Genomic DNA, 14,843 nt, shown 5'->3' with positions numbered 1-14,843 from the left:
TTTTGAAAAAAGAAGTCTAATTAAAAATCAATTAGACTCCTATATATTGAATTCGTTATTATTTGATCGGAACCCATATTTCGCAAGAGGGATTCGGATAAGAGCCAATATAGACTTCAAGTGATGGGATTTCGGCATATTCATAGCCATTGGATGGGAACCATTCCGAAAAAATTTGTTTCCACGTATTTACGATGGCCTCTGGGATTGGGCCTTGAACCTCAAATACAGCCCATTTTGCTGCAGAGATATTTAAGCTGGAAAAACCATCGGGTACATCCCCATCGTGTGCTGCTGCGATCCAATAGTCCATAAAATTTTCTGTTTCTTTATTATTATCTGTGATTCCTAATAAGCCTTTAATTTGACCATTATTTAATTGGGCCAATGAATCAATCGTTCCATCGCTATTGGCTCTACTCCAGAGCTTTGGGATAACGGCATCTGTATCCTTAGTAGCACATGCAAATGTTTCTTTAATCCCAATCACCTGAAAAGCATCTTGTTCAACAATTTTATATTTCATTGGTTCTGCTCCTCTCAGATTCACCTGAATTAGTAGGCGGTTATAAGATTGTAGCTTCCCATTGCCTTTTCGTGCATCACTCGGCGTTACACCATGTTGTTTTCGAAAAGCCTTTGAGAATGATTCCGGAGTATCGTAGCCATATTTATAGGCAATATCGATTATCTTGCTATTCGTACTAGATAATTCTTGAGCTGCTAATGTTAAACGGCGGCGACGAAGATATTCTCCAACAGAAATATCGGTCAATATCATAAAAGTCCGCTGAAAATGAAAGGGAGATACATTTGCCTGTTTAGCTATATCTTCTATCGTTATATTATCCAGTAAATGCTCCTCCATAAAGTCTATTGCCTTTTGCAATGATTCAACTAATGCCATATGGAACTCAACTCCTTAATTCAATTCTAACCATGCTGTTTACATTAATCCTGTCATTTTATGCTTTGTGTGGACATAATTATTTTACATGAGAGGGAGCTGACACACCAATTAGCTTCTTAGAAATAACTTACTTTTTGATATTCTTGAATAACAGACGGTAAATCAATTAATGTTGGAGAAATTAAAGGCATGCCTCAGTTCTTCAATTATGAGGACCGTATTTTCGAAGCAAATAGATAAGGGGGGAGTCAATATGCTAATAAAGCCAAGAAGATTGCAGTCAGGAGACCTTGTTGCAACAGTCAGTCCATCTTGGGGAGGGGCTGGTAATCCAGAGATTAGATGGCGGTATGAACAAGGTGTAAGGAGATTAGAAGAAGTGTTTGGACTGAAGGTGATCCCCATGCCGAATAGTTTGAAAGGTGAAGACTATCTTTACAAAAATCCGCTAGCACGTGCCGAAGATTTGATGACAGCATTTAAGGATGAGAGGATTAAAGGAATCTTTGCCAATATTGGCGGTGAAGATAGTATTCGCTTACTTCCTTATATTGATTTTGATGTTATTCGGGAAAACCCGAAAATTTTTATGGGATACTCTGATGTGAGCGTTTCCCATTTATTCTGTCATAAAGCTGGAATTTCTTCTTTTTATGGTCCTGCCATTTTAACTGATTTTGCCGAAAATGTTGAGATGGATCCGTATACGATTGAAATGGTGAATCGCACGCTCTTTTCTAATGAGATTATTGGTGACATTCAGCCGGCTAAGGAATGGACGAGTGAGCATTTAGAATGGCTAGAAGAAAATAAGAACAAACGACGGACAATGCAGCGAAATTTAGGATATGAGGTGCTTCAAGGCTCTGGTGTAGTGCAAGGACATTTGATTGGCGGCAATATTGAAGTGCTAGAGTTTGCGAAAGGAACAGAATTGTGGCCTGATAAGAAATATTGGAACGGCAGCATTCTCTTCTTTGAAACCTCTGAAGAAAAGCCTGACCCCAATTTCATTAAGTATTGGTTGCGAAATTATGCTGTACAAGGCATTCTCCAAAAAGCGAATGGAATTATTTTTGGAAAACCGCAAGACGAGAAATATTATGATGAATATAAAGTAGAAATTCGAAAGGTCATGAAGGAATTCCAATTGGAGGATTTACCGATTCTTTATAATTTAAACTTTGGTCATACCGAACCGAAATTTATTTTGCCATACGGGGCCACAGCAGAAATAAATTGTGACAAGAAGACTTTTGCGATTTTAGAAAGTGGAGTGCAATAATTGTAGAAGAGATAAATGACTTGGAATCAATTGAAATGGTTGAACTAAACGAAGAGAATTTTGATGATAAGGTTATGGGTAAATTCATGCAGCATGTAGTTCCATTGACTGAGTGTTTAGGCGCTCAGTCTTTTTATTATAAAAATGATAATATTGTATTATACCAATAATTACAACAAGTGCTTCCCTAGGATTCAGAATGCATAAAGATAGATACCCCGTTTCCTTTCCTATGTTGATCCTTGTATTAGACTTACATTTGGTTAAAGAGCGCAAATTAATTTTTTCTTATCGAAAAAGTATCAATGATTGAATTAATAAGATTCCTTGTCTATTATATAAATGGGGTTATCATTAATTAATTAGTAATTGCTTGATTTTTTTGAGCTTTATTGAAATAGGTAGTCCACTAACATTTATAGGAGACACGTTATGAGTGAATTTATTCATTCGTTTTTACTTTTTCTGATGAATTTAGGATATTTCGGTATTGCCCTCGCATTAATGGCAGAAGTCATTCCAAGTGAGATTGTCCTTGCCTATGCTGGGTTTCTAGTATCACAGGGAGAAATCAATTTTATTGGGGCCGTTATAGCCGGTACGATCGGGGGAGTCATTGCCCAACTTTTCCTTTATTGGATAGGTAAATACGGCGGGAGACCTTTCTTGAAAAAATACGGAAAGTTTCTATTAATACGTGAAAAACATATCGATTTAGCGGAAAAATGGGTCCAAAAGTATGGAGTTGGGGTTATTTTTACTGCTCGTTTTATTCCAGTCGTTAGACATGCGATTTCAATCCCAGCAGGCATTTCTAAAATGTCATTACGAAAGTTTACGCTTTATACGACGTTAGCTGTTATTCCTTGGTCTATCTTTTTTGTTTATCTTGGACAGAAACTTGCTTCAAACTGGGAACAAATTAATGAGTTGGCCAAGCCGTATATTCAACCAGTTATCATCATTGCTATATTAGGTATCGTTGTTTATCTCCTTGTAATAACTTTGAAAAGAACTAGGCAGAAACGTTTTTAAAAACATCAAATTCTTTACGAAAATATAAAACGCTTTAGTTAGTACACCGTTCCCTTTGCGAACGGTGTTTTTGTTTATAGGGAACTTACGACTAACTTGTTTATTCAAAAGAACATTTGAATATCCTTTGACATTTTATCGCCATGTAGCATAAGCTAATATTAGTTAATCAAACGATCATTTGAATGAGGTGGACAAATGAGCCAAAAAAATATCATTTCAACTACGCATGAGTCATGTGAGACATTTTACTATGATGAAGAAAAGGTCAATCGCATCCAAAAGAGGATAGATGAAGTGAGTGGTGTAGAGTTATTATTTAAAGCATTGTCTGATTCTACTCGCATTAAAATTGCTTATGCGCTAACAATAGAGAATGAATTATGTGTTTGTGACGTCGCAAATATTATCGGATCTTCGACGGCAACAGCGAGCCATCATTTACGTTTATTACGTGATATGGGGTTAGCGAAGCATCGAAAAGAAGGAAAGCTTGTTTTTTATTCCTTAGCAGATGATCATGTGCATCAATTAGTATCGATCGCATTAATTCATTCAAAAGAAGGTGTAAGCGATGGGGAAAGCACTGGAAAATAATAAGGAAATGTACCGATTACAAGGACTTTCCTGCGTCAACTGTGCAGCGAAATTTGAGAAGAATATTCGTGAGATTCAAACGGTAAATGATGTTCAATTAAACTTTGGTGCATCAAAATTAACAATCATCGGGGAAGCGACGATTGATCAGCTTGAAAAAGCTGGAGCCTTCGATGGAATTAAGGTGGTCCCTGAGAATCAAAGAGGAAAAGAAGAAAAAGTTTCATTTTGGAAGAAGCTCGAAAATATAAATACCGTGGCTTCACTTTCTTTCCTTATTTTAGGATATGCATCCGTGTATACTTTAGGAGAGAACCACCTCGCTACTATTTTCACTTTTGCTTTATCGATTATTTTAGGCGGGTTTAATCTTTTTAAGGTAGGGTTAAAAAACCTTTCAAAGCTGCAATTTGATATAAAAACATTGATGACGATTGCGATCATTGGAGCCGCCATTATTGGAGAGTGGAGTGAAGGGGCAGTAGTTGTTTTCTTATTTGCATTAAGCGAGGCTTTAGAAAGCTATTCCATGGATAAAGCGCGAGAATCGATTCGCTCCTTAATGGATATTGCCCCGAAAACAGCTTTAGTAAGAAGAGGAAGTCAAGAGATAGAATTGGATGTTGAAGACATTACATTAGGCGATATTTTAATTATTAAGCCTGGTGAGAAGCTCGCGATGGATGGGGAAGTCGTAAAAGGGCAATCCTCGATCAATCAAGCAGCCATAACTGGCGAATCCATCCCTGTTTTAAAAGTACCCGGTGATGAAGTGTTTGCCGGCACATTAAATGAAGAAGGTTCTTTAGAAGTAAAAGTCACGAAAAGAGTGGAAGATACAACAATTGCAAAAATCATCCATTTAGTGGAAGAGGCTCAGGCAGAACGTGCTCCTTCTCAAGCATTTGTTGATAAATTTGCGAAATATTATACACCAGCTATTATGCTGATCGCTTTTTTAATCGCTATTGTTCCACCACTTTTCATGGGCGGAGACTGGTCTGAATGGATTTATCGCGGCCTGGCTGTTTTAGTTGTCGGCTGTCCATGTGCCTTAGTTATTTCTACCCCGGTAGCGATTGTCACAGCCATTGGAAACGCGGCGAAAAAAGGAGTATTAATTAAAGGCGGCATTCACTTAGAAGAAGCGGGACGTTTGAAAGTCATAGCTTTTGATAAAACCGGCACATTAACAAAAGGAACACCAGAAGTGACAGATATTAAGGTATTCAAAGGAAATGGCGAAAACGAATTATTAGGCATCTCCACGGCTATTGAGAAATTTTCACAGCATCCTTTAGCATCGGCTATTATCAGAAAAGCTGAAGAAAAGGGGATTTCCTCAAATGATTATACAGCTGAAGAATTCCAATCCATTACGGGTAAAGGAGCAAAAGCCCGAGTTCAGGATGTCGTGTATTATATTGGAAGTCCAAAGCTTTTTGCCGAGATGAACAATCTTCCCGCTTCCGTTGAAGATGAAGTAAAAGCCTTGCAAATTCAAGGAAAAACGGTCATGTTAGTGGGCACAGCAAAAGAGGTTATTGGACTAATGGCTGTCGCCGATCAAGTACGTGCCAGCAGTGCAAAAGTTATTCGAAAATTGCTTGATATTGGCATACAAAAAACGATTATGCTAACTGGAGATAATGAGGCAACAGGTCATGCCATTGCAAGACAAATCGGGGTCAGTGATGTAAAAGCCGAATTATTGCCACAAGATAAATTAGAAACGATTAAATCTTTAAAAGAGCAATATGGAAAAGTGGCCATGGTCGGAGATGGCGTCAATGATGCACCAGCCTTAGCAACCGCAACAATTGGGATTGCCATGGGCGGAGCGGGAACCGATACCGCTATCGAGACTGCTGATATTGCCTTAATGGCGGATGATTTAAATAAGCTGCCTTATACCATCCAGCTAAGCCGCCGGGCATTGAGGATTATTAAGGAAAATATTTCGTTCGCCCTCGGGCTCAAATTATTAGCGTTAATTTTAATAGTCCCGGGATGGCTAACATTATGGATGGCGATCTTTGCGGACATGGGAGCTACACTTATTGTGGTGTTAAACTCTTTGCGGCTATTGAGGGTGAAGGAGTAAATCGTTACTGTGAACTAGAAAATATTAAAGGGGCTATCCAAGTCGGTTTTTCCGCTATTGGATAGCCTTTTATATGAAAGTGTGTTTCATTTACAAAAAAACTAAAAGGGTACTGGTACGGTCAAAGCAATGGAGTTTCATTTACCCCAAGCACTAGAAAAGTACAGATACGGTCAAAGCAATTATGTTTCTTTTACCACAAATCGTAAAAGGGCATGCAAACGGTCAATGAAAGGGCATTTCATTGACCGAAACTTCAAAAAGTATTCATACATCATAAACCTATTGGGGCAAATCCTTTTTACCAGTGCAATTCATTATTTCAAATCCTCAATCGAATTAATTTCAACATAATCTGGTACAACTAATCCAAGTTTTGTCCCTTTTAGGTTCGGGCCAAGGTCGACGATATCGTTCTTATACGTATTGAAATATTCTTGGTGGGTAGTTGGCAGCCAGGCAGCAACCATGGCGTCGGCGCTGCCGTTTGCAATTCCAGCAAACATTGGGCCGACTTCAACTTGACTCATCGTTACATCGTAGCCATTTTGTTCAAGCACCTTCGCAATGACATTTGTGCTCGCTATTTCAGTATCCCAAGCTACATAAACAAGATTAATCTTTTCCCCATTCCCTGCTTGGGCACCGTTTGTCCACTTGGCAACTTTATCTGGATTGGCAGCAATCCATTTTTCAGCAGCATTAACTGGATCCGTCCCTTTTTCTATTTCGATCATTACGCTTTCTATATCATTCGTTTCCCAAAAGAATTGATCGAGGATTTTATAAGCACCAGGGGCATCGTGATCAAGCCCTTTTCTAACAATTGTATTAATATTTTCAGCTTTGCCGAAGGAACCTTTTGGATCTTTGAGATACTTCAAATCAAAAGCAGAGAACATCCAATGTGGAGACCATCCAGTGACAATGATGGGTTCCTTCTTATCAATGGCTTTCTTTAATACAGCAACCATTGCGGCTGATGAGCCTTCAACAAGCTGCCATTTTTCTAATTTGTACTCCTCTAACATTTGATGAGCCGTCTTCATCATTCCTGCCCCCGGCTCAATCCCGATAATTTTATAATCTGTTTTGGCCCCAATTCCATTTCCATTTTCATTTCCAGCAGTGCTTTTTGTAAACGATAATACGAGTGCAGTTCCTACTAATAGGACCGCTAAAATGGATAAAATAATTTTTCGGCTAACGATATTTTCATACGCCGGCTTGCGAAAGTTTTGTGAGATCCGGTCAAGAATGATGGCAATGATGACGATGGATAACCCAGCTTCAAAGCCTTGTCCCACATTAATTTGACTAACTGCTCGATATACATCTGCTCCAAGTCCTGGCGCCCCAACTAAGGAAGCTGTTACAACCATGGAGAGAGCGAGCATAATACTTTGGTTTACCCCAGCCATAATTGTCGGAGTGGCTAAAGGCAATTGGACTTTGAACAACTTTTGGCTAGGTGTAGAACCGAAAGCATCTGAAGCTTCAATTAAATCTTCAGGCACTTCCTTAATGCCAAGATTGGTCATCCGGATGGTCGGAGCAATCGCGAAAATAAAGGAAGCAATAATTCCTGGTACGACGCCAATCCCAAAAAATAGAATGGATGGAATTAAATATACAAATGCTGGCATGGTTTGCATAAAGTCTAAAATAGGTGTAATGATGTTTTGGGCATTTTTGCTTCGTGCGCACCAAATCCCCATTGGTATTCCAATGATAATAGTAAGCAAACCTGATAAAATAACGATCGCCAGTGTTTGAATACTTGATTTCCAGTATCCAAGATTAACGATTAAAAGTAAGCTAATCAGTGTAAAAACGCCTAATGGCCATCTGCTCGTATAAGCAACCAAAAGGGCTAAGATGATGATTAATACGATGGGTGGACCTGCACTTAATACATCCACAAAAATATTTAAAAGACCCTCCACCGCATGAGTTATAAATGAAAATAATCCAGCGAATGTGACTGTAATCCAATTAACGAGCGTGTCGATCCATTGTCCTAATGGGATTTTCGGCATATTCAATCACTCTCCAAATCATTCAAAGAATCTTTATTTCCAGCTAAAGCAGCGATTACAGCTCCGCGAATAACGATTCCTTTCAATCTCTTCTCTTCATCAATAACCGATAATGGCAAACTTGAAGTTGCCATATCATCCATAAAATCGACTAGCAATGCATCTTCTGAAACGGTGGGCATGTCAGTTGTCATTACTTCGGAAATGGTTTGGTTTTGATCAATTGCCTGCCGAGCTTGTTCAGCCGTTAGCACACCCAATAGCATTTGCTTTCGATCCACGATAAAGATGCTGGAATACCCTTGCTTCCTCATAATTTCCAGAGCCACCCTTGGGCCACGGTCTGGACTAATTTTCTCCGGTCGTTTCATCACATGGGATGCTGTTAATACTTTTGATAAATCGACATCCTCTACGAACTTCTCCACAAATTCATTGGCCGGATTCATCATAATTTGTTCAGGGGTTCCTAATTGAATGACACTGCCGTCTTTCATTAAAGCAATTCTGTCCCCGATCCGAAGTGCCTCATCTAAGTCATGGGTGATAAAAATAATTGTTTTCTTGTACAGCTCCTGAATTTCTAGTAATTCGTCCTGCATGTCTTTGCGAATGAGTGGATCTAAAGCACTGAAAGCTTCATCCATTAGTAAAACTTTTGTATCGCTGGCAAGAGCCCGCGCAAGCCCAACCCTTTGCTGCATTCCGCCGCTCAGTTGGGATGGAAACTGATCTTCATAGCCTTTCAATCCGACGACTTCAAGGGCTTTCAGCGCTTTTTCACGGCGCTCGTTAGGTGGAACATTCTTAATTTCGAGACCAAATTCCGCGTTTTCCAAAATCGTTTTATGCGGAAATAAGGCAAACTTTTGAAAGACCATGCTAATTTTCTTTTGTCTCACATCTCTTAGTCTTACGGCATTCATCTTAACGATATCTTCATTATCAATCAGAATTTCTCCCATTGTCGGATCGATTAGCCGATTAAACATGCGGATTAAGGTGGATTTTCCACTTCCAGATAACCCCATGATGACAAAAATTTCACCGGGATAAATTTCAAAATTGACTTTATTCACACCAACTGTCTGCCCTGTTGCTTTCAGTATTTCTTTTTTCGTTTTTCCTTGTTTTAATAAATCAATGGCAGCCTTAGGCGATTTGCCAAAAATCTTTGAGACATTTTTAACTTCTACAATAGGCTTCAATCTAAACACCTCATTCTCTAGTTGCCGATATCATATGTAGTTTTGCCGATTATTTATCGTTATATGTTGATTTTGTTTAGAAGGAAGGGATGTTGGAAAAATCGCCACGTTGAAGTGGTTTTCTCTGTTTTATCCAATCATAATCCACTTCGGAGTAACCGAAGATAAGATGGCTTGTTCATCAACACAAAGGGGTTGGTCATATGAAATGGCATAAACGAATACTTACGATGATTCAGCAGCGAAGTGAGAAGAAGGTTGCCTTATGTGTCGACACTTCCTCGAACGAAGCTCCAATTTTACTTATTAATAATATTGTCAAGCTGTTTGAACAAGTTAAACCGGATACAATTTTGGTTCAAGCAGACTTTAAAATTCGAACGATTGCACCTATAAAAAGCGATACAATTAAATACTATTCGCACGGGAAATCCTCTTATACGTTAGTGCTTGAGTGGGCGAAAGAGGAAAATATCGATACATTGTTTTATATTACAGACGTAACTGGTTTTATTTCTGATGAAATTGATCATGTCGATTTTGAATTGTTCTGGCTCGTCCCAGATGATTTTTTGCCCCAGGTCCCTTTTGGAAAGGTCATAAAGGTAGCTTAAGAGAAATCCCTCACTTCATGTGGGGGATTAATTTGTATTTTATCTATAAATTTCTTTACAAAGAACGTGTTTTAGAAGGTCCTTGCCCAAAACGTTCGTCATCAGCGCTTCATGGAACGTGTTATCCAATGTCTTCACCTAAAACCCTCGTCATGACTGCTTCATTATTTAATTTCACTTTTCTGTTTAATTTTCTCCTAATGACAAAAACTACTTTGAGAGCTAAAAGTGAAGTACAACTGGAGGAATGAAAAATGACAAATTACGATTTAATCATAAAAAATGGGCAGATCGTGACTGCAGATGCCGTTGTTCAAGGAGATGTTGCCATTAAGGATGGAAAAATCAAAGAGGTTTCAGTAGGTAAACCGATCGAGGGATCAGCAGCTAAAGAGATCAACGCGGAAGGACATCATATTCTTCCAGGGCTTATTGATACACATGTTCATTTTAATGAACCAGGCAGAACCGAGTGGGAAGGACTGGAAACAGGAAGCAGAAGCTTAGCTGCAGGCGGGGCGACAACTTTTTTTGATATGCCGCTGAACAGTACACCTCCTACCATTAATAAAGAAAACTTGGAGATAAAAAGTTCCCTTGCTGCAGAAAAGTCCATTGTGAATCCCCGTTTTTGGGGCGGGCTAGTTCCAGAAAATATTGATGATTTAAGAGGGCTTCATGAAAATGGCGTCATCGGTTTTAAGGCATTTATGTCACCAAGTGGAATTGATGATTTTAATAATGTGGATGATGAATCAATTTATAAGGGCATGAAGGAAATTGCCTCACTTGGTTCTCTTTTAGCCGTGCATGCGGAAAGTACGGTGATGTGTGATCAGCTTGCGAAGGAAAAAATAAGTCAAGGGAAAGTATCTGCAAGAGATTTTGTGGAGTCACGTCCGATTATTTCTGAAGTGGAAGCAGTGAGAAGAATCCTTTCTTATGCCGAGGTAACAGGATGTAAGCTGCATGTTGTCCATGCCAGCAGCCGCAGAGTTGTGCAGCTAATTAATGAAGCAAAGGAAAGTGGCTTAGATGTCACTGTGGAAACATGCCCACATTATTTATCATTGACGGTAAAAGATTTAGAAGAAAAAGGAGTATTGGCGAAATGTGCACCACCATTACGGGATGAAGATGAAGTAGAAAATTTATGGGCAGCTGTTGCAAACGGTGAAATTGATGTCATCGGCTCTGACCATTCACCAGCACCCGCATCCATGAAAGAGGGCAAAGGCAATATTTTTGAAGGATGGGGCGGTATTTCAGGCGCTCAGTCTAATCTAAATATTTTGTTAACCGAAGGGCATTTCAAAAGAAAAATTCCTTTAGAAAAAATTGTTGAATTAACCTCAACTAACCCGGCAAAAGTATTTAGACTTGAAAATAAGGGAACCATTGCCCCTGATTATGATGCTGATTTGACAATTGTGAACCTAAATGAAAGCTTTGAACTGAAGGCAGAAGATTTATTTTATCGTCATAAGCATTCACCGTATGTGGGCATGACATTTCAAGGCAAAGTTAAAACAACAATTGTTGGCGGGAAGGTAGTATTTGAAAATGGAGAAATAATGGGGAAATAGTAAGTGTGGGTCCTGATGTCTCCCATGGAGATCTTCGGGGCCCGGCCCAATAATAATTTGGAAGAAAGGAGTGTTTTTATGGCGCCAAAAGCTTTAGATGCGCAATTGGAGGATAATAGAAGATCTGCGATACCCTATTGGTGGAAAGCGGTTTTTGCCTTTTCTTTAGGCTGGATGTTTATCAACGCGAATAAATATTTTTTAAATCCGATTTTAGGAAATATAGGCGCAGAATATAATCTTAATAACTCCCAGCTTGGACTTGTCAACAGTATTTTCTTTCTGACTTACACAATTGCGCAAATTCCAGCAGGTGCGATTAGCGATAAAATTGGCAGAAAAAAGCTACTTGTCACGGGGTTTATTTTTTTCGGGTTATTAACTGGCATCAGCGGTGTTATGGCTAGTTTTGCAGGATTTTTAGTAGCGAGGGCGTTAGCGGGGCTTTCTTCAGCGACTTGGTATGGCCCTCAATTTGCCCTTTCCTCTGAAGCGATTCCGCAAAAATATCGAACGATCGGCAGTGCCATTATTAATAGCGGTTCAGGGATCGGGATTGCCTTTGGCTTTATCTTATCAAGCACATTAGTTTTAGATAGAGGAATGAGCTGGAGTGTCCCATTTTATATCTTTGGCGCGCTAACTGTAATTGCCGGAATATTTATTTCGATGATAGTAAAAGAAAAAAGCCGAAATGAGCCATTGGTTCCGGGGGACGCTGTAGAAGGGACGTTCAATCAAGATAGAGAGAAAGTTTCGGTAGTATCGTTACTAAAAAACCGCAATCTTTTAGTCATCTTCCTTGTCCTCTTTTGTTCGATTTACGGCTTTACCGTTATCGTTACATGGCTGCCGAAGTTTCTGGCGACTGAGCGCGGCTTCCAAGGAAGTCAAGTTGGTTTAATCTCGGCCTTAGTTCCGCTAGCTTCCATACCCGGAGCACTCATTGCCAGCTATATATCGGATCGTCTCGGAAGGAAGAAGCCTTTCGCTTTTATTCTTATTCCAATCGCCGCAGTCGCCTTATGGGCAACCGTCTATATACAGAACACAGCCTTATTGATTTTAGCCTTATTGATATACGGTTTATTTGGGAAAATTGCTCTTGATCCGATCCTTATTTCTTCAGTTTCTGAGAACGTCAGACAAACGGCCTATGGCGTGGCATTTAGCCTCTATAATTTTTTCGGCATGATCTCTTCTATTATTGCTCCTTGGTTTGTCGGCTTCCTTGCAGACAAAACAGGAAGCATGGCAGCAGGATTCTACTCAGCCGTCGTCGTTCTCGCCATTGGATTCTTTCTGATGATGTTCTTTAAAGAGGACCGGAAAGCAGCTACAGTGGGTGAATAAATAGGTATAAAATTAATGAGAGGACTGCTACCCTGTAAAATTTATGGAGAATTCACCTTTTTATTGGAAGAGTAGTCGTTTGTCTTTAATGTCACACTTTAAATAAAATTTAGTACATCACTTATATATAGTGGTGTACTTTTTGTTTATTAAAAACCAAATTAGGTTAATAAGAATGGTGCGAAACTACTATTTTTGTTAATATTTGTTGGAAAATGGCGGATTTTATTGGAAATTATCATGCTAAAGTTTTATTATAAAAGTATCAGTTTGATAAAGGCAAACTTATTGAAAGATAAGGACGCAAAGCCACGAGTCTAAGGTGATTAGCTATGATAGTCGGGTTACCAAATGATTGGATACTGTTACCTATGATAGAATAGCCTTTATCATACAAGTCCACCAATCTTTTTGGTGTGCCTTTTTTGAGATAGTTTTGGCGAAGCTTGACTATCGAATAAATGGCAAAAATAAAAAAGGAGGTGGAATGTTAATTGACTGTGTTATTTGGTACAGTTGAATACTTTAAAAGAGAAATTTACAACTATCTGAATGAGAATCAAATAAAAGAAATTAGTGAGGATTCTCTAAACGCCATTACTTCAAAACTAAAAAAAGAAATTTTATATGATTTTGTTTGCGATGAAAGAATTCGGTTAGAATGTTTAGAAAACCTTAAATATGCAATTAGTATGATAACACAAAGTAAGGAAGCGGTCTGGGTTTAGATAATTTTAGAAAGGTGGGCAGCCAAATACAATTGTTCGGCATGGGAAATATACTCTAGTATGAGTTTGAAAATCAAATTTTTATCTAATTAGGTTATACTTAAAATAGAAAAAAAGAAGAAAATATGATATGTTTTTAATTTCTATATGAATATAAAAATTGAGGTGTATAAAAATGAATAAAACAGAATTAGTGAAAGCCGTATCAACACAGACAGAGTTAACAATAAAAGATGCTGGGAATGTAGTTGATGCAATACTTGAAACAATTACTAACACACTTGCTAAAGAAGAAAGAATCCAATTAATTGGATTTGGAACGTTTGAAGTTCGTGAACGATCTGCAAGAAAAGGTCGTAATCCACAAACAGGTGAAGAAATAGAAATTGCAGCTTCTAAAGCTCCTGCCTTTAAACCGGGTAAGGAATTAAAAGAAGCGGTTAAATAAGTAGTAGTAATTGAGATTATTGTATTACAAATAAGGATAGGTTGAGTCCATTTTATTATGCTCACCTATCCTTTTGTTTTTAACCTATATAATGTGTGACATTAAATTAGGATGCATTACCAGCAAGTGTTTTAAACAACTTCTTGACTTTTAATAAAACAATAGGACAGTCCTTATTTTCATTTTATTATCAGTACGATTCTCCTGTTTTTTAACAAACATCAAGACTCAAGCTCTGCAAGTACTTCCTCAGTCGTGTGTATTCGACCCATAAGCGGAAAAATAAACTTACATGGGAATTCATGAGCTTCAATAGATGTAGCCGTCATGGCATCTGTTACAAAAATTTGATTGTAATTGAGTTGATAGGCTTCGCGTGCAGTCGTATCAACTCCAACATGGGTTGAGATTCCACCTAACACAATGGTGTCGATTCCGCGTCTGCGAAGTTGCAAATCAAGATCAGTCCCAAAGAAAGCGCCGAAATGACGCTTCGTAACGATATGGTCTGTCGGCTGCACGTTTAGTTCAGGGACAAAATCCCCCCAATTTTCCGAAAGTTTAGGAGGTAACTGTATTTCAGCATCAGGCTGCAAAGCATCTTTTCCATCCAAAAAATCGACATGTACAAATGTGATAAATGCACCTGCTCGCCGAAAAGCATCTACAAGTTGTGCTGCATGACGAACAACTGTAGACGTGTCGTGAGGAGCCCCCTTTAAAGCAGTAATCCCCTTCTGTAAATCAATGAGCACTAATGCTGTTTTTTCAGGTTGAAGTTTATTCATATAATACACTTCTTTCTTTATTATTTTTCCTACAAAACTTCAAAGAGTGATTGGCGATATAGAGTTCAAACAACTAATCCAACTGTTTTGTCGTATTTGCTTATTATTTGACAAACAAATAAATTTAACCGGAGTGAAGTAGGATATA

Annotated in this window: 14 protein-coding genes and 1 riboswitch; of the genes, 10 read left to right on the top strand and 4 right to left on the bottom strand. The window is 38.6% G+C overall.

Translation table 11 applies throughout. The features are described from left to right. Positions 1 to 58 precede the first annotated feature (58 nt). Positions 59 to 907 carry an AraC family transcriptional regulator gene (locus F7731_RS14150; RefSeq protein WP_151535438.1) on the bottom strand — a complete coding sequence of 283 codons (849 nt, stop codon included), beginning with the start codon at positions 905 to 907 and terminating at the stop codon, positions 59 to 61. Between the two features lie 256 nt (positions 908 to 1,163). Between F7731_RS14150 and F7731_RS14145 the strand changes: the two genes are divergently transcribed. From F7731_RS14145 to F7731_RS14130, 5 genes are all read left to right on the top strand, one after another. Further along, complete coding sequence (locus tag F7731_RS14145; protein ID WP_151535437.1) at positions 1,164 to 2,195, top strand: S66 family peptidase; 1,032 nt, start codon at positions 1,164 to 1,166, stop codon at positions 2,193 to 2,195. A 20-nt stretch (positions 2,196 to 2,215) separates the two neighbouring features. Continuing rightward, the gene (locus F7731_RS26495; protein ID WP_170289708.1) at positions 2,216 to 2,365 is read left to right on the top strand and encodes a hypothetical protein; all 150 of its coding nucleotides are present in this window, start codon (positions 2,216 to 2,218) and stop codon (positions 2,363 to 2,365) included. Positions 2,366 to 2,627: 262 nt separating this feature from the next. Next, a complete protein-coding gene (gene uptA, locus F7731_RS14140) occupies positions 2,628 to 3,230 on the top strand; it encodes an undecaprenyl phosphate transporter UptA (RefSeq protein WP_151535436.1) in 603 nt (200 codons plus the stop codon). A gap of 198 nt (positions 3,231 to 3,428) precedes the next feature. Then, positions 3,429 to 3,827 (top strand): ArsR/SmtB family transcription factor, encoded by a 399-nt coding sequence (locus tag F7731_RS14135; protein ID WP_151535435.1) that lies wholly within the window; start codon positions 3,429 to 3,431, stop codon positions 3,825 to 3,827. Beyond that, positions 3,805 to 5,931, top strand: a complete 2,127-nt coding sequence (locus F7731_RS14130; protein WP_151535434.1) for a heavy metal translocating P-type ATPase — start codon at positions 3,805 to 3,807, stop codon at positions 5,929 to 5,931. The genes F7731_RS14135 and F7731_RS14130 overlap by 23 nt, the downstream gene beginning before the upstream one ends. A 317-nt stretch (positions 5,932 to 6,248) precedes the next feature. Here the strand turns inward: F7731_RS14130 and F7731_RS14125 are convergent, their stop codons facing one another. Together F7731_RS14125 and F7731_RS14120 are read right to left on the bottom strand one after the other, a co-directional pair. Next, entirely contained in the window at positions 6,249 to 7,970 is a 1,722-nt protein-coding gene (locus F7731_RS14125; protein WP_151535433.1) for a glycine betaine ABC transporter substrate-binding protein, read from the bottom strand. 2 nt (positions 7,971 to 7,972) lie between these two features. Beyond that, the gene (locus tag F7731_RS14120; RefSeq protein ID WP_151535432.1) at positions 7,973 to 9,178 is read right to left on the bottom strand and encodes a quaternary amine ABC transporter ATP-binding protein; all 1,206 of its coding nucleotides are present in this window, start codon (positions 9,176 to 9,178) and stop codon (positions 7,973 to 7,975) included. Between the two features lie 203 nt (positions 9,179 to 9,381). On the opposite strand from F7731_RS14120, the gene F7731_RS14115 reads away from it, so the two are divergent. The 5 genes from F7731_RS14115 (at position 9,382) to F7731_RS14095 (ending at position 13,907) form a co-directional block, all read left to right on the top strand. Then, positions 9,382 to 9,792 (top strand): vWA domain-containing protein, encoded by a 411-nt coding sequence (locus F7731_RS14115; RefSeq protein WP_151535431.1) that lies wholly within the window; start codon positions 9,382 to 9,384, stop codon positions 9,790 to 9,792. Between the two features lie 254 nt (positions 9,793 to 10,046). Then, the gene (locus F7731_RS14110) at positions 10,047 to 11,378 is read left to right on the top strand and encodes an allantoinase (RefSeq protein ID WP_151535430.1); all 1,332 of its coding nucleotides are present in this window, start codon (positions 10,047 to 10,049) and stop codon (positions 11,376 to 11,378) included. 78 nt (positions 11,379 to 11,456) lie between these two features. Continuing rightward, complete coding sequence (locus tag F7731_RS14105) at positions 11,457 to 12,731, top strand: MFS transporter (RefSeq protein ID WP_151535429.1); 1,275 nt, start codon at positions 11,457 to 11,459, stop codon at positions 12,729 to 12,731. 268 nt (positions 12,732 to 12,999) lie between these two features. Continuing rightward, positions 13,000 to 13,083: riboswitch (cyclic di-GMP riboswitch) on the top strand. A gap of 148 nt (positions 13,084 to 13,231) precedes the next feature. Then, on the top strand, positions 13,232 to 13,459 hold the full coding sequence (locus F7731_RS14100; protein ID WP_246197223.1) for a hypothetical protein: 228 nt from the start codon (positions 13,232 to 13,234) through the stop codon (positions 13,457 to 13,459). Positions 13,460 to 13,634: 175 nt separating this feature from the next. After that, the gene (locus F7731_RS14095) at positions 13,635 to 13,907 is read left to right on the top strand and encodes an HU family DNA-binding protein (protein WP_151535427.1); all 273 of its coding nucleotides are present in this window, start codon (positions 13,635 to 13,637) and stop codon (positions 13,905 to 13,907) included. 221 nt (positions 13,908 to 14,128) lie between these two features. Here the strand turns inward: F7731_RS14095 and F7731_RS14090 are convergent, their stop codons facing one another. Continuing rightward, positions 14,129 to 14,695: an isochorismatase family protein gene (locus F7731_RS14090; protein WP_151535426.1), complete on the bottom strand. Its 567-nt coding sequence runs from the start codon at positions 14,693 to 14,695 to the stop codon at positions 14,129 to 14,131. Positions 14,696 to 14,843: the final 148 nt, after the last annotated feature.

This window comes from Cytobacillus depressus (assembly GCF_008923245.1).
GTDB lineage: Bacteria > Bacillota > Bacilli > Bacillales > Cytobacillaceae > Cytobacillus > Cytobacillus depressus.
This window is presented reverse-complemented; position numbering and strand designations above follow the sequence as displayed.